This is a genomic window from Delftia sp. 60 (assembly GCF_002754395.1).
Taxonomy (GTDB): domain Bacteria; phylum Pseudomonadota; class Gammaproteobacteria; order Burkholderiales; family Burkholderiaceae_C; genus Comamonas; species Comamonas acidovorans.
Genome location: NZ_PEFD01000001.1, coordinates 4,975,359 through 4,998,815, shown reverse-complemented (window position 1 = coordinate 4,998,815; position 23,457 = coordinate 4,975,359). Strand labels below are relative to the sequence as shown.

18 protein-coding genes are annotated in these 23,457 nt (G+C 70.2%); 8 read left to right on the top strand and 10 right to left on the bottom strand.

Annotated features, from left to right (window positions below; genetic code table 11):
• Positions 1–134: 134 nt before the first annotated feature.
• The 7 genes from CLV01_RS22565 to CLV01_RS22525 form a co-directional block, all read right to left on the bottom strand.
• Positions 135–980 (bottom strand): enoyl-CoA hydratase-related protein, encoded by an 846-nt coding sequence (locus CLV01_RS22565; protein WP_099733156.1) that lies wholly within the window; start codon positions 978–980, stop codon positions 135–137.
• Between the two features lie 29 nt (positions 981–1,009).
• The gene (locus CLV01_RS22560; protein ID WP_099735072.1) at positions 1,010–2,038 is read right to left on the bottom strand and encodes a branched-chain amino acid ABC transporter permease; all 1,029 of its coding nucleotides are present in this window, start codon (positions 2,036–2,038) and stop codon (positions 1,010–1,012) included.
• 176 nt (positions 2,039–2,214) lie between these two features.
• Positions 2,215–3,087 (bottom strand): branched-chain amino acid ABC transporter permease, encoded by an 873-nt coding sequence (locus tag CLV01_RS22545; RefSeq protein WP_012206619.1) that lies wholly within the window; start codon positions 3,085–3,087, stop codon positions 2,215–2,217.
• 5 nt (positions 3,088–3,092) lie between these two features.
• A complete protein-coding gene (locus CLV01_RS22540) occupies positions 3,093–3,818 on the bottom strand; it encodes an ABC transporter ATP-binding protein (RefSeq protein ID WP_012206618.1) in 726 nt (241 codons plus the stop codon).
• Complete coding sequence (locus CLV01_RS22535; RefSeq protein WP_099733157.1) at positions 3,802–4,626, bottom strand: ABC transporter ATP-binding protein; 825 nt, start codon at positions 4,624–4,626, stop codon at positions 3,802–3,804. Before CLV01_RS22535 ends, CLV01_RS22540 begins: the two co-directional genes overlap by 17 nt.
• A 68-nt stretch (positions 4,627–4,694) precedes the next feature.
• Positions 4,695–5,879, bottom strand: coding sequence for an acetyl-CoA C-acetyltransferase (locus tag CLV01_RS22530; protein ID WP_099733158.1), 1,185 nt, complete (start codon positions 5,877–5,879; stop codon positions 4,695–4,697).
• Positions 5,880–6,012: 133 nt separating this feature from the next.
• Complete coding sequence (locus tag CLV01_RS22525; protein WP_099733159.1) at positions 6,013–6,795, bottom strand: SDR family NAD(P)-dependent oxidoreductase; 783 nt, start codon at positions 6,793–6,795, stop codon at positions 6,013–6,015.
• Positions 6,796–6,977: 182 nt separating this feature from the next.
• On the opposite strand from CLV01_RS22525, the gene CLV01_RS22520 reads away from it, so the two are divergent.
• A complete protein-coding gene (locus CLV01_RS22520; protein WP_099733160.1) occupies positions 6,978–9,752 on the top strand; it encodes a LuxR C-terminal-related transcriptional regulator in 2,775 nt (924 codons plus the stop codon).
• A 12-nt stretch (positions 9,753–9,764) separates the two neighbouring features.
• On the opposite strand, the gene CLV01_RS22515 is transcribed toward CLV01_RS22520, so the two are convergent.
• Complete coding sequence (locus tag CLV01_RS22515; protein ID WP_012206613.1) at positions 9,765–10,223, bottom strand: GNAT family N-acetyltransferase; 459 nt, start codon at positions 10,221–10,223, stop codon at positions 9,765–9,767.
• A gap of 128 nt (positions 10,224–10,351) precedes the next feature.
• Here CLV01_RS22515 and CLV01_RS22510 point away from each other — a divergent pair, with 128 nt between their 5' ends.
• A complete protein-coding gene (locus CLV01_RS22510) occupies positions 10,352–12,694 on the top strand; it encodes an FdhF/YdeP family oxidoreductase (RefSeq protein WP_099733161.1) in 2,343 nt (780 codons plus the stop codon).
• Between the two features lie 10 nt (positions 12,695–12,704).
• Positions 12,705–12,986: a hypothetical protein gene (locus CLV01_RS22505; protein WP_012206611.1), complete on the top strand. Its 282-nt coding sequence runs from the start codon at positions 12,705–12,707 to the stop codon at positions 12,984–12,986.
• Here the strand turns inward: CLV01_RS22505 and CLV01_RS22500 are convergent.
• Positions 12,950–14,956: a peptidase U32 family protein gene (locus tag CLV01_RS22500; protein ID WP_013801553.1), complete on the bottom strand. Its 2,007-nt coding sequence runs from the start codon at positions 14,954–14,956 to the stop codon at positions 12,950–12,952. The genes CLV01_RS22505 and CLV01_RS22500 overlap by 37 nt on opposite strands.
• Before the next feature lie 503 nt (positions 14,957–15,459).
• Between CLV01_RS22500 and CLV01_RS22495 the strand changes: the two genes are divergently transcribed.
• The 4 genes from CLV01_RS22495 (at position 15,460) to CLV01_RS22480 (ending at position 20,202) form a co-directional block, all read left to right on the top strand.
• Positions 15,460–16,728 (top strand): branched-chain amino acid ABC transporter substrate-binding protein, encoded by a 1,269-nt coding sequence (locus CLV01_RS22495; protein ID WP_099733162.1) that lies wholly within the window; start codon positions 15,460–15,462, stop codon positions 16,726–16,728.
• The gene (gene tadA, locus CLV01_RS22490; RefSeq protein ID WP_099733163.1) at positions 16,697–18,124 is read left to right on the top strand and encodes a tRNA adenosine(34) deaminase TadA; all 1,428 of its coding nucleotides are present in this window, start codon (positions 16,697–16,699) and stop codon (positions 18,122–18,124) included. Before CLV01_RS22495 ends, tadA begins: the two co-directional genes overlap by 32 nt.
• A 316-nt stretch (positions 18,125–18,440) precedes the next feature.
• Positions 18,441–19,433, top strand: coding sequence for an LD-carboxypeptidase (locus CLV01_RS22485; protein WP_065348046.1), 993 nt, complete (start codon positions 18,441–18,443; stop codon positions 19,431–19,433).
• A 19-nt stretch (positions 19,434–19,452) separates the two neighbouring features.
• A complete protein-coding gene (locus CLV01_RS22480; RefSeq protein WP_099733164.1) occupies positions 19,453–20,202 on the top strand; it encodes a sterol desaturase family protein in 750 nt (249 codons plus the stop codon).
• 149 nt (positions 20,203–20,351) lie between these two features.
• Here CLV01_RS22480 and CLV01_RS22475 read toward each other — a convergent pair whose 3' ends face one another.
• Entirely contained in the window at positions 20,352–20,732 is a 381-nt protein-coding gene (locus tag CLV01_RS22475; RefSeq protein ID WP_099733165.1) for a hypothetical protein, read from the bottom strand.
• A 185-nt stretch (positions 20,733–20,917) separates the two neighbouring features.
• On the opposite strand from CLV01_RS22475, the gene CLV01_RS22470 reads away from it, so the two are divergent.
• Positions 20,918–23,452 carry a penicillin acylase family protein gene (locus tag CLV01_RS22470; protein WP_099733166.1) on the top strand — a complete coding sequence of 845 codons (2,535 nt, stop codon included), beginning with the start codon at positions 20,918–20,920 and terminating at the stop codon, positions 23,450–23,452.
• Positions 23,453–23,457: the final 5 nt, after the last annotated feature.

Here is a 23,457-nt window from a genome sequence, read left to right as displayed (position 1 = left end):
GCCGTGCCCGCTTTTCTTGTGGTGGCCGGTCCATGGTAGGAACCGGCCCGGCGCGCGCCCATCGTCGATTCCGACGAATGCATGTGCGGGCGCAGCAAGGTGAGTCGGGAAGGTGTGGCGGGAAGGCGCGGCGGTCAGCCCGGCTGGCGGGGCGCGAACACGGGCTCGCGCTTTTGCATGAAGGCCTGCACGCCCTCCATGAAGGCCGGCGCGCCCACCAGATCGCGCTGGCGTTCGGCCTCGTAGTGAAGCTGCTGCTCCAGCGTGGAAGCGGCTGCGTGGTCCAGCGCGCGGCGGGCTTCCAGCACGGCACCGGCCGGCAGCCGCGCCAGGCGGGCGGCCGTGGCCAGGGCCTGTTCGCGCAGGGCCTCGTCGTCCACGCAGGCCCAGACCAGGCCCCAGTCGGCAGCCTGCTGCGCGCCCAGCCTGTCGCCCAGCAGGGACAGGCCCAGGGCGCGCGCACGGCCCAGCCGGCGCTCGATGAACCAGGTGGTGCCCAGGTCCGGCACGATGCCCAGGCGCGGCAGGAAAGGCAGGTAGAAGTAGGCCGAGCGCGCCGCCAGCGCCACGTCGCCGGCCAGGGCCAGGCCCACGCCGGCCCCGGCTGCCGCGCCGTTGATGGCGCAGACCACGGGCACGGGCAACTGCTGCAGGTCCAGGATGAGGCGGTTGGACAACTGCTGCATGTTGTCGGCCGTCTGCGCGCCCAGCGTGCGGCCATCGGCCTGGGCCCCGCCTTGTGCCCCGCCCATGGACGATAGGTCCGCGCCCACGCAGAACCCCCGGCCCTCGGCGGTGAGTACCAGGGCGCGGAGGGAGGTGTCCTCGCACACCTCGGCCAGCAGTTCGCGCAGCCGCAGCTGCAAGGGCCTGCCCAGCGGATTCATGCGGGCGCTGTCCTGTAGGACGATGAGGGCGATCTCGCCGCTGTCGCCGTTCTCGCCGTGGCGTTCCATGCGGACGGCCGGACTGGAATTCATGGGGGACTCCTGTGGGTGGGGATGGAAAGTCAGGCACGCGGCCGCTGCCGGGGCAGGCGCCGGCCCGGCCGGCCCAGCCGGTGCAGCAGGCCCATCACGCCGCCGGGCATGGCGAACATGAAGACGATGAGCACGGTGCCGTAGACGGCCCAGGGCGCGGCCTTGGACACCTGCTCGGCCAGCCCCGGGATGAACATGATGAACAGGGCGCCGAACAGCGCGCCCCACAGCGTTCCCACACCACCCACCACCACGCCCACCAGCAGCGAGATCGACAGGAACATGGTGAAGGAGTCGGGCGCCACGAACTGCACGGCAATGGCCGACAGCGCGCCGCCCACGCCCGTGTAGCCGGCCGAAATCGCAAAGGCCATGGACTTGCAGTGCGCGTTGTCCACGCCCATGGCCTCGGCCGCCATGGCATGGTCGCGGATGGCGCGCAGCGCCAGGCCGCTGCCGCTGTCTATGAGGTTGCGCGCCATCCAGAACAGCAGCGCCGCCACGGCCAATGCATAGAGGTAGAACCACTGGTCGGCATCCAGCGGCAGGCCCCAGGGCGCCTCGGGCTTGGTCAGCACGATGCCGCCCACGCCGCCGGTCCAGGCCTCCAAGTGACGGTACTTGAGCAGCTGGGGCATGACCACGCCCAGCGCAAAGGTGGCCAGCGCCAGGTACAGCCCTTCCAGCCTGAGCGCGGGCCGCCCGAACAGGTAGCCCGCCGCCAGGCTCACCAGACCCGCTGCAGGCACGGCCAGCCAGTAGGCCAGGCCCGCGCGGTCCATCAGGATGCCGGCCGCATAGGCGCCTATGGCGAAGAAGGCGCCATGGCCCAGCGAGATCTGGCCGCTGTAGCCCGTGAGGATGTTCAGCCCCACCAGGGCCACGGCATAGGCCAGCACCATGGTGGCCTGAAACAGCTGGTAGCCCTTGGCCACGAAGACCAGCGAGCAGGCCGCCAGCGCCAGCGCCGCGATCAGTACCGCGCCCAGGGGCAGGGGGCGGCGCGCGCTGGTGGCGGCGGCCAGTGCGTCAGACGAGGAGGCGGATCGTGTGGACATCATTGTTCTCCAGGGCGTTTGGCACAAAACTGGCGTGGCCCAAAAGCGAGGGACACCGAGCAAGGGCCTACGCCGGCCGCGCCGCCCCGCCGCGAGGGTGTCGTCCCCCTCCCGCGTAGCGAGAGAGGGGGCGCCGTGCAACGGGAAGCGGCGTAGCCGCTCAGGGGGGGCATTGTTCAAACCCTCCTGACGACTTTGCGGCCCATCAGCCCGGCCGGCCGCACGATGAGCACGCCCACGATCAGCACCAGGGCCACAGAAAGCTTGAGTTCGGTGCCGACGACGTAGCTGCCCACCAGGTTTTCAAGCACGCCCACGATGAAGCCGCCCAGCACGGCGCCCGCGGGGCTGTCGATGCCGCCCAGCAGCGCGCCCGCAAAGGCATACAGCAGCACGCCGCTCATCATGTGCGGATCGAGGAAGACCACGGGCGCCACCATCATCCCGGCCACCGCGCCGATGGCGCCGGCCAGGCCCCAGCCCAGCATCAGCATGCGCCCCACGGAGATGCCCACCAGGCGCGAGGAGGCCGGGTTCTGCGCGGCCGCGCGCATGGCCAGCCCCAGCGGCGTGAGCCGGAAGAAGGCAAACAGCAGGGCCACGATGGCCAGGGCCACGAAGATGGTGCCCACCTCATGGGCCGACATCAGGGCGCTGCCATACCAGGCGTCGGCCGGGAACGGGCTGGGAAACTCCTTGATGGTGTAGCCGAAGATCCAGCCGGCCAGGCTGTGGAAGACGATCAGCAGGCCGATGAAGACCACCACCTGGGCCAGGTCCGCCGCCTTGTGCATGGGGCGGATGATGGCGAACTCCACCGCCGCGCCCAGCACGAAGGACAGCGCCACCGTGGCCAGGAAGGCCCACCAGTACGGCAGCCCCGCCTGCAGCAGCGCCCAGGCGATGAAGGTGGAGAACATGGCCATCTCGCCCTGCGCGAAATTGATGTGGTGCGTGGCCTGGTAGATCATGACCAGGGCCAGGGCCACGGTGGCGTAGATGCCGCCAGTGGCCAAGCCGGCCAGCAACTGGTGGATGAAGGCGTCCATGGCCGCTACTCCCCGAGATAGGCCTGGCGCACCGCATCGTTGCGGCGCATGGCTTCGCTGGGGCCGTGCAGCACGATGCGGCCTGTCTCCAGCAGGTAGGCGCTGTGCGCCAGCTCCAGGGCCAGGCGCGCGTTCTGCTCCACCAGCAGGATGGTCGTGCCCTGCTCGGCGTTGATGCGCCGCAGGATGCCGAAGATGTCGCGCACCACCAGCGGCGCCAGGCCGAAGGAGGGCTCGTCCAGCAGCAGCAGGCGCGGGCGGCCCATGAGGGCGCGGGCAATGGCCAGCATCTGCTGCTCGCCGCCCGACAGCGTGCCGGCCTGCTGGGTGCGGCGCTCGCGCAGGCGGGGGAAGTAGCCGAACATGCGCTCCATGTCGCCGCCCACGTCGGCACGGGCAGCGCGCGTGGGCCGGGCCTGCGCGCCCAGGCGCAGGTTGTCCTCGGCGCTGAGCTGGGCGAAGGTGCCGCGCCCGTCGGGCACATGGCCCACGCCCTGGCGCGCGATGCGCTCGGTGCTGTGCCGGTCTATGCGTTCGCCCGCCAGGCGCACCTCGCCGCGTGTGTCCACCAGGTGGCGGCAGATGGCGCGCAGCGTGGTGGTCTTGCCCGCGCCATTGGCGCCCAGCAGGGCCGTGACGCGGCCTTCGGCCAGGTCCATGTCGATGCCGTCCAGCACGCGCACCGACCCGTAGGCCGCATGCAGTCCGCGGATTTCAAGCAGTGCCGGCATGCGCCACCTCCCTGTCCCGATCCTGCGGCTGCATGTCCGAACCCAGGTAGGCGCGGATGACTTCGGCATGGGCGCGAACCTCGCCCGGCGTGCCTTCGGCGATCTTGCGGCCGAAGTTCAGCGCCACGACCTTGTCGCTCACGCGCATGACCAGGCCCATGTGGTGCTCCACCAGCAGCACGGTCAGCCCCAGCCGGTCGCGCAGCGACAGGATCAGGTCGCCCAGGCCGGCCAGCTCCTCATGGTTGAGGCCGCAGGCCGGCTCATCCAGCAGCAGCAACTGCGGGCGGCAGGCCAGGGCGCGCGCCAGCTCCACGCGCTTTTGCGTGCCGAAGGGCAGGTCGGCCACGCGGCGCTGTGCCACGCCCGTCAGCTCCAGCAGGGCCATCAGCGATTGCGCCTGGGCGCGGGCTTCTTCCTCGCGCCGGCGCACGCCGGGCAGGCGCAGGGCGTCGCGCACAAAGCCGGCGTGCTGGTGGCTGTGCGTGCCCAGGCGCACGTTGTCGGCCACCGTCATGCTGGAAAACAGGGCCAGGTTCTGGAAGGTGCGGCCCATGCCCAGCGCGGCCATGCGGTGGCGCGCCAGCGTGGCCAGCGGCTGGCCGCGAAAGCGGATGTGGCCGGCCTGCCAGGCATACAGCCGCGACAGGCAGTTGAACAGGCTGCTCTTTCCCGCACCGTTGGGGCCGATGAGGCCGCAGATCTGGCCTGCCGCAACATCGAAACTCACGCCGTCCAGCGCGACGATGCCGCCAAAGCGCAGCGAAACGCCTTCGATGCGCAGCAGGGGCTGCGAGTCCTGGCTCATGGCTTTCCCTCCCCCGATGGTGGGCGACCGGCGCGGGCGGCGCCGGCCGCACGGTGGCATGGCGGCGCCTAAAGACGCTCGATGATGGTGACGTTGGCCATGCCGCCGCCCTCGCACATGGTCTGCAGGCCGTAGCGCCCGCCGCGTGCGTGCAGGGCGTGGACCAGCGTAGCCATGAGCTTGGTGCCCGAGGCGCCCAGCGGATGGCCCAGCGCAATGGCGCCGCCGTTGACGTTGAGCCGCGCCGGATCGGCGCCCGTGGCCTGCAGCCAGGCCAGCGGCACGGGGGCAAAGGCCTCGTTGACTTCATACAGGTCGATGTCGGAGATGCGCATGCCGGCCTTTTTCAGCGCGGCCTGGGTGGCGGGGATGGGGGCCTCCAGCATGATCACCGGGTCATGCCCGAGCAGGCTCATGTGGTGGATGCGCGCCAGCGGCTGCACGCCCAGGGCCTTGAGGCCGCGCTCGCTGACCACCATGACGCCGCTGGCGCCATCGCAGATCTGGCTGGCCGTGGCCGCCGTCACGCAGCCGCCCTCGCGGATGGTCTTGACGCCGGCAATGCCCTCCAGCGTGGCGTTGAAGCGTATGCCTTCATCCACCGTGTGCGGCTGGCCTTCGCCCTCGGCACCGCCTTCGGCGCTGCGCGCCTGCACGGCCAGGATCTCGCGGTCGAAGCGGCCCTCGCGCGCGGCCTGCACGGCGCGCTCATGGCTTTGCAGCGCATAGGCGTCCAGCTGGTCCTTGGCCAGGCCGTACTTGCCGGCCATCATCTCGGCGCCCATGAACTGGCTGAACTCCACGCCCGGATAGCGCCTCTGCATGGCCGGGCTCATGTACACGCCCAGGCCGGCCTTGGCGGGCAGGGCGTTGGGCGTGCCCATGGGCACGCGCGACATGCTCTCCACGCCTGCGGCGATCACCATGTCCATGTTGCCCGACATCACGGCCTGGGCCGCGAAATGCAGTGCCTGCTGGGACGACCCGCACTGCCGGTCCACCGTGGTGCCCGGCACGGACTCGGGCAGGGACGAGGCCAGCACCGCGTTGCGCGCCACGTTCGTCGCCTGCTGGCCGACCTGGCTGACGCAGCCCATGATCACGTCCTCGACCTGGGCCGGGTCGGCCTGGCTGCGGCGCACCAGCTCGTCCAGCACCTGGGCCGCGAGATCGGCCGGATGCCAGCCCGAGAGCTTTCCGCCGCGCTTGCCGCCCGCCGTGCGCGTGGCGGCGACGATGTATGCCTGTGCCATGGATATGTCTCCTGTTCCTGTATTCCTGGGGGGATGGTGGCCCGGCCTGCGCGGGCCGGGCATCGTCGCAAGCGACGATTCCGGCCAGGGAAAACGCGGGGACGGTGCCTGCCGTGGTGACTGGGCGGTACGCCTAGCGCGGTGCCATGCGGATGGCGCCGTCCAGGCGCACGCACTCGCCGTTGAAGTAGCCGTTGGTGATCATGGTCTCGGCCAGGTGGGCGTATTCGTCGGGCTGGCCCAGCCGCTTGGGGAAGGGCACGGAGGCGGCCAGCGCGGCCTTCACGTTGTCGGGCGCGCCCTGCAGCAGCGGCGTGTCGAAGATGCCGGGCAGGATGGTGTTCACGCGGATGCCCTCGCCCATGAGGTCGCGCGCGATGGGCAGGGTCATGCCCGTGATGCCGGCCTTGCTGGCCGAGTAGCTGGCCTGGCCCATCTGCCCGTCCTGCGCCGCCACCGAGGCGGTGTTGACGATGGCGCCGCGCTCGCCGTCGGCCAGCGGCTCCAGCGTGAGCATGCCCGCCGCCGACTTGGCGATGCAGCGGAAGGTGCCCACCAGGTTGATCTGGATGATGCGGTCGAAATTGGCCACGGGCAGGTGCCGGATCTCGCCCGTGGCCTTGTCGCGGCTGGCCGTCTTGACGGCATTGCCCGTGCCTGCGCAGTTGACCAGGATGCGCTCCTGCCCGTGGGCCGCGCGCGCCCGGGCAAAGCCTGCGTCCACGCTGGCCTCGTCGGTCACGTCCACGCGGCAGAACAGGCCGCCTGTCTCGCGCGCCAGCGCCTGCCCGGCCGTCTCGTTGAGGTCGAACAGGGCGACGCGCACGCCTTTTGCGGCCAGGCGGCGCGCGGTGGCCGCGCCCAGGCCCGATGCCCCGCCCGTGACGACGGCGCTGATGCTTGCGTCAAGCTGCATGTGAAGGTCTCCTTGGTTGGTGCGTTGGCGGCACGCCGTTGCCTGTCGCCTTGGATCGGGACAGGCGGCAGTCCGCCACCTATGATCTGCCTCCAAGTCTAGGAATCGCCCCGTCTTGCCGCCATCGTCGAAACCGACGAAAGTGCCCGGTGCCTCACCCCTTCACAGTGCCCCCTGCCTGCATGCAGCCCCCAGCGCCCACCCCTTCCTCCGGCCCCGGTCCGGGTTCCGGCTACGTGCCGCAGGCCAAGCTGAGCCCGCCGCGCGCCGCTGCCGCCCAGGTGGCCCGGCTGGCCGTTGCCGCGCGCTGGCCGGAGGCCTTGCGCGCCCGCGTGGTGCTGGTGCGCGCGCCTGCCGGCTTCGGCAAGACCACGGCCATGCGCCAGATGCGCGAGCGCCTGCAGGCCGAGGGCCAGGCCACGGCCTGGCTGACGCTGGATGCCGCCGACAACGATGTCTCGCGCTTTCTGCAGTGCCTGGGCGCGGCCGTGCGCACCCTGGGGGTGGGGCCGTCGCAAGGCGCCGGCGAGTTGTCCCAGGCCCTGCATGCGCTGGCCGGCGAGGGCCGCTCCTTTGCGCTGTTCATCGATGATTTCGAGGTGCTGCACAACGATGCCGTGCTCGGCCTGGTGCGCCAGCTCATGGAGCAGCTGCCCGAGCGCGGGCGCCTGGTCATAGGCTCGCGCGCGCTGCCGGCCCTGGGACTGGGGCGGCTGCGCACCAGCGGCCAGTTGCTGGAGATCGATGCGGCGCTGCTGCGCTTTTCCGTGGGCGAGGCCGAGGAGTTCTTTCGCCTGCGCGGCTGCCCGCTGCCGCGCGAGGCCCTGGCGCGGCTGCTGGACAAGACCGAAGGCTGGATAGGCGCGCTGTGGCTGGCCTCGCTGGCGCTGGAGCGCCATGGCCCGCACAGCGATTTCATCGAGCGCTTCTCGGGCTCGGAGCGCGCCGTGGCCGACTACCTGGCCGAGGATGTGCTGGCCCAGCAGCCCGCGTCCGTGCGCGACTTCCTGCTGCGCACCAGCATCCTGCGCACGCTGGATGCCCAGGTCTGCCAGGCCCTGGTGCCGCGTGCCGACGGCGCCGCCATGCTGCAGGCGCTGGAGCAGGCCCACCTGTTCCTGGTGCCGCTGGCCGACGAGGCTCAGGGTGGCCAGGGCGGGCACAGCTGGCGCTACCACAGCATGTTTGCCGACTTCCTGCGCGCGCAGCTGCTGCGCGAGCAGCCCGGTGAATTGACGCGCCTTCACCTGGCGGCCAGCGGCTGGTACGAATCCTGCGGCCGGCCCGTGCCCGCCATCGAGCATGCGCTGGAAGGCGGCGACCTGCCGCATGCCCTGTCCCTGCTGGCGCGCCACGCCGAGGCGCTGATGGAGCAGGGCCGCATGCGCCTGCTGTCGCGCTGGTTCTCGGCCATGCCGGCGCTGCTGATGGCGCGCGAGCCGCTGCTGCAGGCCGTGGCCGCCTATGCCGACTGCTTCACGCGCGGCCCCTGGCAGGCGCAGCAGCGGCTGGACGCCTTGCGGCCCCGCATGGCCGCAGACCCCGCCGCGCAGGCGCTGGTCATGGCCCTGCAGCCGCTGCTGCTGGCCATGATGGACCGCGTGGAAGAGGCGGCGCCCCTGGGCCGCCAGGCGCTGGCCTGCCTGCCCAGCTGCCGGCCGTTTGCGGACAGCTCGCTGACCAATGCCATGGCCTACGTGGTGTCGGTGCTGGGCGATGCCGAGGAGGCCCACCGCCTGCTGGACGCAGCGCGCAGCACCCAGGCCGGCAGCCTGTTCAGCCGCATGTACACCGAGGCCATGGAGGGCGTGCTGGACCTGTCGGGCGGGCGGCTGCGGCAGGCGGCATCGCGCTTTCGCGTGGCGCTGGCCGCCACGCCGCGCAGCGCCTCCTACAACCCCACCAACGGCAATGCCTGGGCCGGCGTGCTGCATGCCGGCGTGCTCTACGAGACCAACGACCTCGATGGCGCCGACCACCTGCTCAACGTCTACCTGCCGCTGGCCCGCGACGTGGGCCTGCCCGACCATGTGATCTCCAGCTACCGCATGCGCGCGCGCATTGCCTTCGTACGTGGCGATGTGGATGCGGCCTTCGGCCTGCTGACCGAACTGGAGTACCTGGGGCATGAACGCCAGCTGCCCCGCGTGACGGCCAGCGCGCGGCTGGAGCATGCGCGCATCTTCGTGCTGCAGGGCAACCGGGCCGCCGCGTCCGAGGCGCTGGAGCGTGCCGACGATCCCGGCGTATGGCCGCGCGTGGAACGCCTGCGCCTGCCCCCGCACGAGGTGGAGGACATCGCCATCGCCCGGCTGCGCTGGGGTCTGCACTTTGGCGACTGCCGTGCCGTGCGCGATGCCATCGCCCCCTTGCTGGCCGATGCGCAACTGCGCGGGCGCCGCCACCGCAGCCTCAAGCTGCAGGTGCTGTGCGCGCTGGCCGAGGCGGGCTGCGGCGACTTGGACGCCGCAGCCGCCATGCTGGCCCAGCCGCTGCGCCACGGTGCCAGCGAAGGCTTTGTGCGCCTGATGCTCGATGAGGGGCCGCTGCTCGCGCCCGTGCTGCAGCGTGTGCTGTCGCCCTCACTGTCGCCTTCACAGACGCTTTCACTGTCGCGCCGCACCGAACCGGCGGAGCCGGAGGCGGCCGCCCATGCGCAGCGGCTGCTGTCTGCCCTGGGCGAGCCTGCCGAGCCCGCCGATACACCCGAGCTGCAGGCAGCGGATGCGCCCCAGGGCCCGGCGCCCGCCACGGCGCTTGCCGAGCCCCTGACCCGCAAGGAGCTGCGCGTGCTGGAGCTGCTGGCCTCGGGCTACTCCAATGCGGCCATGGCCGAGAAGCTCTTCGTCTCCGACAGCACGGTGCGCACCCACCTGCGCAGCATCAACCTCAAGCTGGGCGCGCGCAGCCGCACCCAGGCCGTGGCGCTGGCGCGGGAGCTGCGGGTTTTGCGCTAGGCCGCTGGCGGCTCAAGCCTGCAGATGGCGCGCATAGGTCAGGAATACTTCATCACGCACCCAGCCCAGCGACTCGTACAGCGCCTGGGCGCGCAGGTTGTTGCGGGCCGTGGTCAGGTCCATGCGTGCATGGCCCGTGGCGCGGGCATGGGCTTCGGCCGCCAGCAGCAGGGCGCGGCCCACGCCCAGGCGGCGCGCATCGGGCGCCACGAAGAGGTCGTAGAGCACGTAGATGGGCGCGGCCAGCACCGAGCAAAACGAGGGATAGAGCTGGCAAAAGCCCAGGGCACTGCCGTCCGGTCGGCGGGCCAGCAGGATGACGGATTCGCCGCGCTCCAGCCGTGCCGTGATGAAGGCCAGCGCCGCGTCGGCATCCGCAGGTTGCTCGTAGAACTGGCGGTAGGCATCGAACAGCGGCGCGATCAGCGCGGCGTCTTCGGGGATGGCGGTGTGTATGGCTGTGGAGTTCATCGGTGGTCCGGGGCTGAGGTTGCCAGCATGGCGCAGGGCAAGGATGCCGTGCTCATATCTTTGCTGAATCTCTCCATTTGGAGATGTGATTTGACCTGGATCATGGACAGGCGGAACACTTCCGCCCCATGTCCGAACAAAAGATCGAGTTCTACAAGGGGGCCGCTGGCGGCTGGGGCGCACTGCGCAGCGTGAGCCAGGCCCTGATGCGCCAGGATATCGCCGTCAAGGGCGCCAAGACCCTGCTGTCGGCCAACCAGCCCGACGGCTTCGACTGCCCGGGCTGCGCCTGGCCCGACCGCAACCACCATTCCACCTTCGAGTTCTGCGAGAACGGCGCCAAGGCCGTGGCGGCCGAGGCCACGGCGCGCCGCGTGACGCCCGAATTCTTTGCCCGGCACACGGTGGCCGAGCTCATGGCGCAAAGCGATTTCTGGCTGGAAGACCAGGGCCGGCTCACCGAACCCATGGTGTACGACGCGGCCAGCGACCGCTACCGGCCGATCGACTGGGACAGCGCCTTTGCGCTGATCGCCCGCCACCTGAACGCGCTGCCCGACCCTGACCAGGCCATCTTCTACACCTCGGGCCGCGCCAGCAACGAGGCGGCCTTTCTGTACCAGCTGTTCGTGCGCGCCTACGGCACGAACAATTTTCCCGACTGCTCCAACATGTGCCACGAGCCCAGCGGCAGCGGCATGAAGCCGCAGATCGGCGTGGGCAAGGGCACGGTGCAGCTGGCCGATTTCGAGCAGGCCGATGCCATCTTCATCTTCGGCCAGAACCCCGGCACCAACCACCCGCGCATGCTGGGCGAGCTGCGCGCAGCCCACAAGCGCGGCGCGCGCATCCTGAGCTTCAACCCGCTGCGCGAGCGCGGGCTGGAGCGCTTCCAGGACCCGCAAAGCAAGCTGGAGATGGCCACCCTGGGCGCCACGCCCATCAGCACGCACTACTTCCAGCTGCGCGTGGGCGGCGACATCGCGGCCGTCAAGGGCATCATGAAGCATGTGATCGCGCAGGACGATGCACTGGGGCATGGGTGCGGCGGCGTGCTGGACCATGCCTTCATCGCCGAACACACCACCGGCTTCGAGGCCCTGGCCGAGGACCTGCGTGCCGAGGACTGGGGCCTGCTGGAGGCCGAGTCCGGCCTGAGCCGCGCGCAGATGCAGACGGCGGCCGAGGTCTACATCGCCGCCCGCAGCACCATCGTCTGCTGGGGCATGGGCATCACGCAGCACATGCATTCGGTGGCCGCCGTGCAGATGCTGGTCAACCTGCTGCTGCTGCGCGGCAACATAGGCCGCCCCGGCGCAGGTGCCTGCCCGGTGCGCGGCCACAGCAATGTGCAGGGCGACCGCAGCATGGGCATCTGGGAAAAGCCGCCGGCCGCGCTGCTGGACCGGCTGCAGCAGGTCTTCGGCTTCGAGCCGCCGCGCGCCCACGGCGTGGACGTGGTCGAGTCCATCCGCCTCATGCTCGAAGGCAGGGGCAAGGTCTTTTTCGCGCTGGGCGGCAACTTCGCGGCGGCCACGCCCGACACGCATGCCACCTGGCAGGCGCTGCGCCGCTGCGACCTGACCGTGCATGTGACCACCAAGCTCAACCGCAGCCACCTGGTGCACGGCCGTGAGGCGCTGATCCTGCCCTGCCTGGGCCGCACCGAGATCGACATGCAGGCCGGCGGCCCGCAGGGCGTGACGGTGGAGGACTCCATGGGCATGGTCCATATCTCCAGCGGCATCAACCCGCCTGCGTCGGAGCACCTGCTCAGCGAGATCGCCATCGTCGCGCGCCTGGCCGCTGCCACGCTGGGCGCGCAGCGGCCCGTGCCCTGGCTGGAGCTGGCTGGCGACTATGCACGCATACGCGAGCTGATCGAGCAGGTCTTCGACGACTTCCACGACTTCAACGCGCGCGTGGCCGTGCCGGGCGGCTTCAAGCTGCGCAATGCGGCGAGCGAGCGTATCTGGGAGACGCCCCGGGGCAAGGCCGGCTTCTTCGTGCACGCCGTGCCGCGCGACACGCCCGTGCACCGCGCGCGCGCCGCGCGCAGCCCCGGCGCATCGCCGGTGTTCACGCTGTTCACCACGCGCTCGCACGACCAGTACAACACCACCATCTACGGCATGGACGACCGCTACCGCGGCGTCTTCGGACAGCGCCGCGTGGTCTTCATCCATGCCGAGGACATCCGCGCCCTGGGCATGAAGAATGGCGACTGGGTGGACCTGCAGACGGTGTGGGATGACGGCCAGCAGCGCAGCGCCGAGCGCTTCAGGCTCGTGGCCTACGACATTCCGCGCGGCTGCATCGCTGCCTACTATCCAGAGACCAATCCGCTGGTGCCGCTGTCGGCCACGGCCATCGTGGCGGGCACGCCCAGCTCCAAGTCCATTCCCGTGCAGCTGGTGGCGCACAGGCTGCCTGCCGTGCCGTCTCCCGCGCTGGAAGAAATGGCGGCCTGAAGTGCAAGGCATGGAAGAACTGGCCGCCGCCATCCTGCGCGAATTGGCCACCGAGCCCGCACCCATGTCCCTGCCCAGGCTGGGCAAGCGACTGGGGCAGGGCGCCAGCGTGCTCATGCGCTGCCTGGCGCTGATGGGCGATGCGCCCATTGCCGGCACACCGGGGCCGGGCTGGGTCAGGCTGGAGCAGGAAGAGGGGCGGTGGCTGGCGGCCCTGACGGAGCGCGGGCGCTTGTGGGTGGAGGCCGAGGCCTGTCAGGCGCTGGCCGAAGGCACGGGACGCGTGCGGTAGAACTGCATCGGAAACTCCTGCATTTCCTTGGCGTGCTGGTTGATCACCGCGCGCTTCATCTTGCCGACCACATGCATCTCGCAGGGCTTGCAGTCGAAGCGCAGCGTGAGTTTTTCCTTGCCGTTGATCAGCTGCAGCGGCTCGGCCTTGATGGTGCCCTTGACGCCGATGACGCCCTTGGCCTGCTTGGGGCACAGGCTCATGGAAAAGCGCACGCAATGCTTGGTGATCATCAGGCTGACTTCGCCTTCTTCTTCCTTGCTCTCGTAGGCCGCGTCCATGACCTTGACGCCGTGCTTGATGTAGAAGTCGTGCGCCTTCTGGTTGTAGACGTTGGCCAGATAGGTCAGCGTGTCCTCGGGGAAGGGCACGGGCGGCTCCACGGGCAGGGCGCGCGGCAGGCGCACGAAGCCGGCCTGGCGCGCGGCCTCCAGCGCGGCGACGGCGTCGCGGCGCAGCTGGTTCAGGGCCGAGGCCGGCACGAACCAGGGCTGGCTCAGCTGCAGGCCGATGTCATGCACGGAGAAGATGGTGGCGCCGAAGCGGCCCAGCTGCTCGCGCAGCGTGGCCTCGGCACGGGCTGCGTCGGTGGCGGCCTGGTGTTCCTGCGCGATGGCGGCAGTGGCGGTGAAGCCGTCCTCGTCGGTCAGCGTGAGCGCAAAGCCGTCGGGCGTTTCCTTGAGTTCGGCCCACAGGCCGATGCGGCGGTCGCTGGACTTCTTGTCCAGCGTGCGCACCCAGGCCATGTCGCGGTTTCGGTTGACCTCCAGGCCCTTGCGCAGATCCTTGAAGCCGGCGATGGGGTCCTTGGGGAACAGGCGCCACAGCGACTTCTTCGCATCCACCGACTCGGCGCGGTTGATCTGCAGGCCCACCAGTTCCTTTTGCAGGTCGTAGTAGCACAGGCCGTCGCCGTTGTGCAGTTCGGTGTCGCGGCTCGATGTCTCGATCTCCACGAAGTTCTCGCCCACCTTGGTGACCCAGCCGATGGCGCGGCCCGGTGTCTTGGGCGTGTCGAAGGCGCCGATGTCGTCCTTGCGGCCGTTGACGAAGTAGTCGGTGAACTCGCGGTTGAAGTTCTGGTCGGGGTCGGGCGTGAAGCTGAACGTGGTGCTGCCCGAGGATGAGCGCGCCAGGGGCGTGTCGGAGAACTCGCGCTCCTCGATGATTTCGTCCAGCAGCTTGCGGTAGTGGGCCGTGATGTTCTTCACGTAGCCCATGTCCTTGTAGCGGCCCTCGATCTTGAAGCTGCGCACGCCGGCGTCGATCAGTGCGCGCAGGTTGTCGCTCTGGTTGTTGTCCTTCATGGACAGCACGTGCTTTTCGTGGGCGATGATGCGGCCGCTCGCGTCCAGCACCTCGTAGGGCAGGCGGCAGGCCTGGTTGCAGTCGCCGCGGTTGGCGCTGCGGCCCGTGTGGGCGTGGGTGATGTAGCACTGGCCCGAGTAGGCCACGCACAGCGCGCCGTGCACGAAGAATTCGATGGTGGTGCGCGCCGGGTCGGTGGCCGCGCGCACGGCGGCGATCTGCTGCAGGTCCAGCTCGCGCGCAACGACGATCTGCGACAGGCCGGCGTCCTGCAGGAAGCGCGCCTTCTCGGGGGTGCGGATGTCGGTCTGGGTGCTGGCGTGCAGCTGGATGGGCGGCAGGTCCAGCTCCAGCAGGCCCATGTCCTGGATGATCAGCGCGTCGGCACCGGCCTCGTAGATCTGCCAGGCCATCTTGCGCGCGGCCTCCAGTTCATCGTCGCGCAGGATGGTGTTGAGCGTGATGAAGATGCGGCTGCCGAAGCGGTGCGCGTGGTTGATCAGCCGCTGCAGGTCGCGGATGTCGTTGCCTGCCGTGGCGCGTGCGCCGAAGGCCGGGCCGCCGATGTAGACGGCGTCGGCGCCATGGTTCACGGCCTCGATGCCGATGTCGGCATCGCGCGCGGGAGACAGGAGTTCGAGCTGGTGGGGCAGGAGGGACATGGGGCTTTGTGGTGTTCTGTGTTCGTACCCGCACCGGCGTGGGGGCCGGGCGTCGGGCGCAATGCGGGGGAAACTGGCCCCCACGCTACCCTTGCTGCGCAAGGTCCGCTGCCCCCCAAGGGGGCCGCTTTTTGTCTTGGGGCGGCCCGGCGACAAAAAAAGGCCCCCACTCTTGGGGCGGTCCGGCGACGAAAACCTCGCAGCCCGCTTGCGGTGAGGCGCAGCATTATCGCCGCAGCCCCGAAAAAACGCGCGCCAGGGGGTATGCGCCCGATGCCCTGGCGGGCGGCGCCGGTTTTTGCCTATCCTTTAGGATGCGCACTGCACGGGCCGGGCCGCCATGCCGGATACCCCGGCCCGTGCCTGCCCCGCCCCGGGCCTGATGCGCGCTTTCTGCGCCAGGCCTTGCCCGGCCGGGCAGCGCCCGAGTGGGCCACGCCGCAGCGGATTTCGTTTGCCAGGGCGCCTGTTTCACAGATTGACCGTTTTTTCCAGGAGTTGCCATGCACGCCTCGATTCGCCATTTCCCGTGGGCCGGCCCGGCCCTGCTGTGCACCATGCTGGGCAGCGGCGGCCTGGCCTGGGCGCTGCCGGGAAGCGGCCCGGCCAACGGGCAGTCGGCAGGGGCTTCCGCTTCGGCGGCTGCACCCGGTGCGGCCGCTGCACCCGCTGCAACTGCTGCACCCGCTGCACCCAGTTCAGCCGATGCGCCCCTGGTGGTGCGCATTGCCCATGCGGGGCCGGTGTCCGGCCCTATTGCCAGCCTGGGCAAGGATGAGGAAAACGGCGTGCGCATGGCCCTGGACGATCTCAATGCCAAGGGGCTGGAGATCGGCGGGCGCAAGCTGCGCTGGAAGCTGGAGGCCGGCGACGATGGCGGCGACCCCGGCCAGGCCGTGGCCCTGGCCCGGCGCCTGTGCGACAAGAAGGTGGCGGCCGTGGTCGGCCACCTGCAGTCGGGCACCACGCTGCCGGCCACATCCATCTACCACGACTGCGGCATCGTCATGGTCACGCCCGCAGCCAGCAATCCGGCCATCACCCAGGCGGGCTACGACACCACCTACCGCGTGATCGCCGACGACCGCGCCATGGTCGATGCGCTGGTCGCGCACGCCGTGGGCAAGCTGGGCGTCAAGCGCGCGGCCATCATCGATGACCGCTCGGCCTACGGCCAGGGCATCGTGGCGCTGTTCGAGGCCGAGGCGCGCGAGCAGGGCATCGAGATCGTGGACAAGCAGTTCACCGGCGACAAGGCCACCGACTTTGTGTCCATCCTCACGGCCATCAAGGGCAAGAAGCCCGATGCCATCTTCTTTGGCGGCCTGGACGCCCAGGCCGGCCCCATGCTCAGGCAGATGGCCCAGCTGGCCATGGACAAGGTGCGCCTGCTGGGCGGCGACGGCCTGTGCACGCTGCGCCTGCCCGAGCTGGCGGGCAACACGTCCCCGCTGCGCAATGTGACCTGCGCCATGGGCGGCAGCCCGCTGGAGCGCATGCCGGGCGGCGCTGCCTGGAAGCAGCGCTACGACCAGCGCTTTCCCGACCAGTACCAGGTCTTCAGCCCCTACGCCTACGACGCCACCATGGTGCTGGCCCAGGCCATGCTGCGGGCCGACTCCATCCGGCCCGATGCCTATATCCCCTATCTGCGCCAGACCCGGCATGACGGCGTGACGGCACCGATTGCCTTCACGCCCCAGGGCGAGCTGCAGGCGCCGGTCGTCACGCTCTACCACTATGCGCAGGGCGTGCGCAAGCCGCTACCCTGACCCCCTGTCGCCCGGACACTGTGACACCTTGACTGCCGAGCATCGTCCACTGCCGCAGGCCGACGACGAGGCCTGGATGCGCGCCGCCCTGGAGCTGGCGCGCGCCGCCGCCCAGGCGGGCGAGGTGCCCGTGGGCGCCATCATCGTCAAGGACGGCGCCATCGTCGGCCAGGGCCGCAACGCGCCCGTGGCCCAGGGCGACCCCACGGCCCATGCCGAGGTGCTGGCGCTGCGCGACGCGGCCGCGCGCCTGGGCAACTACCGGCTGGACGATTGCACGCTCTACGTGACCCTGGAGCCCTGCACCATGTGCAGCGGCGCCATGCTGCATGCGCGCCTGGGCCGCGTGGTCTATGGTGCGGCCGAGCCGCGCACGGGCGCGGCCGGATCGGTGCTGGACGTGTTTGCGCTGCCTCAGATCAACCACCACACGCAGGTGACGCGCGGCGTGCTGGCTGGGGAATGCGCGGCCTTGATGTCGGACTTCTTTCGCACGCGCCGCGCCGAGCAGCGCGCGGCCCAGCCGCATCCGCTCAAGGACACGGCGCTGCGCCATGCGGATTCCACCTTTGGCGGCTTTGCCCAGCCGCAGTGGCGCAGCGACCTGCCGGCGCTGGCAGGCCTGCGCCTGGCCGTGGTCGATGAAGGACCGCACGATGCACCGCTGACCTGGCTGTGCCTGCACGGCAGCCCCTCATGGGGCCAGCTGTTCCAGCCCATGCTGCCCGGCTGGCTCCAGGCCGGCCATCGCGTGATGGTCCCCGACCTGCCGGGCTTTGGCCGCAGCGACCAGCCCAAGAAGGAGAAGGCGCACAGCGCGGCCTGGCATGTGCAGGTGCTGCGCGAGCTGGTGCTGGCGCTGGACCTGCGAAGCATCGTGCTGGTCGGCCATGACGATGGCGCGCGCCTGGGCCTGGCCGTGGCGCAGGCCGAGCCCGCCCGTTTTTGCGGCGCCTGGCTCATGAATGCCTGGCCTGCAGGCCCGGCGCCCGATGCCTGCGTGCAATGGTTTGCGCAGGCGGCGCGCAAGCCGTCATGGCCCGTGGGCCGCGCCATGCACGAGGTGGGTGAGGAGGCCGGCGCACAGCCGCAGGCCTGGAACCTGCCGTTTTCCCAACCCGGCCACCGCGCCGCGCTGCAGGCCTGGCCCCGCGTGCAGGCCGAAATGCCGCCGCTGCCGATGGCGTTGCTGGCGCAGTGGAGCCAACAGCAGCGCCTGTGGGTGCAGGGCGGCGAGCACGATGCGCTGATGCCCGCGCCCGCATGGCGCCAGGCCTGGCTGCAGGCGCTGCCACAGCTGCCGCCAGCGCAACTGCGCCTATCCCCGTGCGGCCATTGGGTTCCCCTGTGCGCTGCCGGCATGGTGGCCGACGCTGTGGAATACTTCCGCCCGTAGGCCTGCGCCGCCGGCCCCTTGCCGGGGCTGCGCAGCGGCAGGTCCCCGTCTTCACTCCCCTTGCAATATGGAGCATGCCGGCCAGGGCCGGCATGGAACCACCTTGGCCACTTCGCGCAGTTCCCGCTCTTCCAGCACGCCCGGCACACCCAGCACATCCGGCACGCCCCGCAAAAAGGCAGCCGCTGCCGCGCCTGCACCCGTTGATCATGCGCACGAACATGTGCATTCCGCCGACGGCACTTGCTGTGCCCACGGGCACGAACATCCACATGATCATGGCGCTGCCCACAGCCACGATCACGATCACGGCCATGTGCATGCCGCCGACGGCAGCTGCTGCGGCCATGCGCATGACCAGGGTCCGCGCCACATCTATATCTACTCGCCCGCCGGTGCCGTGCGCGACAAGGCCGGCTTCAAGCGCGGCGTGCGCCGCCTGGAGGCCATGGGCCATCAGGTGGAGATCGATGCCGACGCGTTGAGCAGCCACCAGCGCTTTGCAGGCGACGACGCCACGCGCCTGGCGGCCATCGAGCGCGCAGCGGCCAGCGGTGCCGACCTGGCGCTGCCCACGCGCGGCGGCTACGGCCTCACGCGCATCCTGCCGGGCATCAAGTACAAGGCCGTGGCCAAGGCCATCGCAGGCGGCACGCGCTTCGTGGGCCTGAGCGACTTCACGGCGCTGTCGCTGGCCCTGCTGGCCAAGACCGGCGCCACCACCTGGGCCGGCCCGCTGCTGGTGCACGACTTCGGCCGCCCCGACGACGAGGGCGGCGTGGACGACATCATGCTGGACTGCTTCAACGACCTGCTCAGCGGCCAGGGCGAGGGCGCGGGCTGGCAGATGCCGAAGATCGGCCTGCGCGAAGACGGCAAGCCTGCCGTCAAGGACTTCTACATCAGCGGCGGCGCCACGCTGTGGGGCGGCAACCTGGCCGTGCTGGTCTCCCTGCTGGGCACGCCTTACTTCCCGCAGATCAAGGGCGGCATCCTGTTCCTGGAAGATGTGGGCGAGCATCCCTACCGCGTGGAACGCATGCTGACCCAGCTGCTGCATGCGGGCGTGCTGGCCCAGCAAAAGGCCATCGTGTTCGGCCAGTTCAGCGAGTTCAAGCTCAGCTCGCACGACAAGGGCTTCAAGCTGCAGACCGTGATCGACTGGCTGCGTAGCCAGGTCAAGTGCCCCGTGCTGCAGGGCCTGCCCTACGGCCATGTGCCGACCAAGGTGATGCTGCCCGTGGGCGCGCCCGTGTCGCTGTCGGTCGAAGGGCGCGATGCGCTGATCTACTGGGGCCACGTGCACTGAGCGGCAAGGAGCGGACGGCATGCTGCAGATGTGGGAGTTCGCGGCCTACCCGCTGCTGGCGCTGATGTTCGTCGGCATCTTCACGCGCGAGGTGATCGCGCCGGCCTCGCGCAACCATTGCGACCGGCGCTGGCTGATCCTGTCCACGCTGCTGGGCCTGGGCACGCTGGCCACCACCTTGGCGGTAGGCCATCTGTTCTCGGACGGCATCCGCCGCCATGCGCTGCTGGACGTGGGCCGGCAATGGCCGGCCTGGGCCGTGGGCGCGCTGAGCTTTGTGCTGACCAGCTTTGTCTTTTACTGGTGGCACCGCGCCACGCACCGGTCGGACACGCTGTGGCGCCTGTTCCACCAGCTGCACCACAGCGCGCCGCGCGTGGAGGCGCTCACGGCGTTTTTCGCCCATCCCATGGACACGGCGGCCGCCGTGCTGCTGAGCGCGCTGTCCAGCTACTGGGTGCTGGGGGCCAGCCCGCTGGCTGCCGCCTTCGCCATCGGCCTCACGGGGGCGTTCGATCTGTTCCTGCATGCCGACATCCGCACGCCGCGCTGGCTGGGATACATCGTGCAGCGGCCCGAGATGCACACCGTGCACCACCAGTACGGCCACCATGCGCAGAACTACGGCCTGCCCGTCTGGGACCTGCTGTTCGGCACCTGGGCCAATCCGGCCGAGCGGGTGGAGCGCCTGGGCTTCGATGCCGACAAGGCCGAGCGCGTGACCGATATGCTGCGCTGGCAAGACGTGCACAAGCAGAACGCCCCCTGAGGCGCTGCGCGCCTTCCCCCTCTCGCTTCGCGGGGGGACGACAGCCTCGCTGCGGGGCGGCGCGGCCGGCGTAGGCCCTTGCTCGCTGTCCCTTGTTCTTGGCCGCGCCAGTTTTTGAGGCTCTGTACGGTGGCGGAGGGGGCTGACTGCTATTCGAGGTAGCGGCCGTTTTCCTTGCGGCGGGCGCGCATGCCGGTGCGCAGGAAGAGCACGGTGCCGCCTTGCTCGGCCAGCGGCACGCGCGTGTCGCTGGACAGGTGGGCGTCCAGGCGCTGGGGCAGGTTCTCCAGCAGGGAGTGGATGGCGGACAGGTCGGTGTCGGCGGCCTCGGGGTGGTCGCGCACGAAGCCTTCAAGATAGGCGCGGGCGTCGGCCTCCAGCTGCTCGCGCGTGGTGGCCAGCGAGACGTAGCTGACGCCGGCCTGGCCCGGCGCCTCGGTGCCCAGCAGGTAGCAGCCGATGTAGTCACCACGGGGCTGGCCCACGGGCGGGTCCTGGGTGAGCTTCTTCAAGAGGCTGAAAGGCCACATTCCACGTACTTCCTGTTTCTGTCGGTTGCCCTGCATCCATGCGCGCAGGGCCGGCAGTGATTGTCGCCTGAAGCCTGCGCCCTGCAGGCGCGGCTTTCTGTCGTGAGCAATGTGAGCATGTCGCGCGCGCATATGCTACAAACTGCAACACTACGATACGAAAAAAGCAGAGGGTGGGGAAAAGAATGGGAATCATGCGAATCCTGAACTCGCGGTGGTGGGGTGTGGGCGCCGTGGCGGTGGTCGGCTCGGCCCTGCTGGCCGGCAGCGCGCTGGCCATCTATGCCGTGCGCGTGCAGCCGGTGCTTGACGGACAGCTCACGCTGGCCGGGCTGGAGCAGCCCGTGCGCGTGCGGCGCGATGATGCCGACATCACCCACATCAGCGCCTTCTCGCCGCAGGACCTGTGGCGCGCGCTGGGCCATGTGCATGCGCAGGAGCGCGGCTGGCAGCTGGAGTTCAACCGCCGCCTGATGCATGGCACGCTGTCCGAGATCCTCGGCCCGGCCACGCTGGACACCGACAAGCTCATGCGCGCGCTGGACATACGCGGCGCGGCGCGGCGCCAGTACGCATCCCTGCCCGCCAACGCGCGCGAGGCGCTGCAGGCCTACAGCGAAGGCATCGCGGCCTTCTATGCGGCGCTGCCCATGCGCCAGCACCCGCAGGTGCCCGAGTTCATGCTGCTGGACACGTCGCCGGGCGGCGGCGACAACTCGGCCTGGGCGCCCGAGGACAGCGTGGGCTGGGCGCTGATGATGGCGCTGGACCTGGGCGGCAACTGGGGCAACGAATTCGCGCGGCTGGCCGCGCTCTCGCAACTGGACACACAGCAGCTGTGGCAGCTGATGCCGCCTTATCCCGGCGAGTCGCCGGCCACCTCCACCGACCTTGCGGCCCTCTACCGGGGCCTGGGCGTGTACCGCCAGGAGGCACAGGCTGCGTCTGCGTCCAAGGTGGCTGCCGCCAGCGAGGCGAGCGATGCCTGGGCACGCTGGTCCCGCGACATGGTGCGCGATGCGGGCACCAACGACGGCAAGGGCAGCAACAACTGGGTGCTGTCGGGCAGCCGCACGGCCAGCGGCAAACCGCTGCTGGCCAACGATCCGCATCTGGGCCTGAGCGCGCCCGCCATCTGGTACTACGCGCGCCTGCAGTCGCCTGCCGGCCAGGCGCAGGACGGCACGCCGCTGTCGCCCATCGACGTGGTGGGGGCCACCCTGCCGGGCCTGCCCTTCGTGGTGCTGGGGCGCACGCGCGAGGTGGCCTGGGGCTTCACCAACACGAATCCCGATGTGCAGGATCTGTACCTGGAGCAGATCGATCCAGGCAACCCGGGCCGCTACCGCACGCCGGACGGCTGGGCGCCTTTCACCGAGCGCAGCGAGCGCATCAGGGTCAAGGGCCGGGCCGATGTGCAGCTCACGCTGCGCAGCACGCGCCACGGCCCTGTGATCAGCGATGTGCAGCCCCAGTACGAGGCCGTGCTCGACAAGCGCCGCTACGCCGTGGCCCTGCGCTGGGCCGCGCTGGACACCGACAACCTCACCGTGCAGGCGGGCCTGCGGGCCAACGAGGCGCGCAGCGTGGCCCAGCTGTTCGAGGCCTTTGCCGACTACCACTCGCCCATGCAGAGCATCGTCGCGGCCGATGTGCATGGCGCCATCGGCTTCAAGGCCGCAGGCCGGGTGCCGCTGCGTGCGGCCGACAACGACCTGCGCGGCGTGGCGCCCGCACCGGGCTGGGAGGCACGCTACGACTGGCAGGGCTGGCTGCCCTACGACCAGGCTCCACAGGACGATGGAACGGCGCTGGGCTATCTGGCCACCGCCAACCAGCGCATCACGCGCGAGGGCTATGCCCACTTCCTCACCCAGGACTGGAGCCTGCCGTACCGGCACCGCCGCATCTCCGAGCTCATCGAGGCGAAGGACAGGCACGACGTGGTCAGCATGGCCTCCATCCAGAACGACCAGACCTCGCTGGCCGCCCGCGCCCTGTTGCCGCAAATGCTCAAGGCCCTGGACGAAGCGCCGGCCACACATCCGCTGGCCCCGCAGGCGCGCCGGGTGATGGCGCAGTTCGACGGCCGCATGGATGCCGCGCAGGCCGCGCCCCTGATCTTTGCCGCCTGGGTGGACGAGCTGACGCGCGGCCTGGTGATCCCGCGCATTGGCGCCCAGACCTTTGCGGCCACCTATGGCAAGCGCGACTACCGCGCAGGCATCGAAGGCATGCTGGAACGCCGCGACGGCTGGTGGTGCGCGGCTGCAGGCTGCAGTGCCCAGGTCAGCCAGGCGCTGGACCGGGCGCTGGTGCGCCTGCAGTCCATGCAGGGCAGCGATCTGGGCCGCTGGCGCTGGGGCACGGCGCATGCGGCCCTGAGCAGCCACCGGCCGCTGGGCAGCGTGGGGTTGCTGGCGGGCATCTTCAATGTCAGCGTGCCTTCGGGTGGCGACAGCTACACCGTCAACGTGGGACAGTACCTGCCCGGCGATGCCAGGGCGCCGTTCGCCAACCGCCATGCGGCATCGCTGCGCGCCATCTACGACCTGGCCGAGCCTGAGCGTTCGCTGTTCATCTACCAGACCGGCCAAAGCGGCGTGGCCCTGTCCAGCCGCTATGCGGACATGTCTGCCGAATGGGCCGACGGCCGCTACCGGCCGCTGCAGATGGCGCCTGCGCGCTGGCGCCATTCGATGATGCTGCGGCCGCAGTAGGTTGC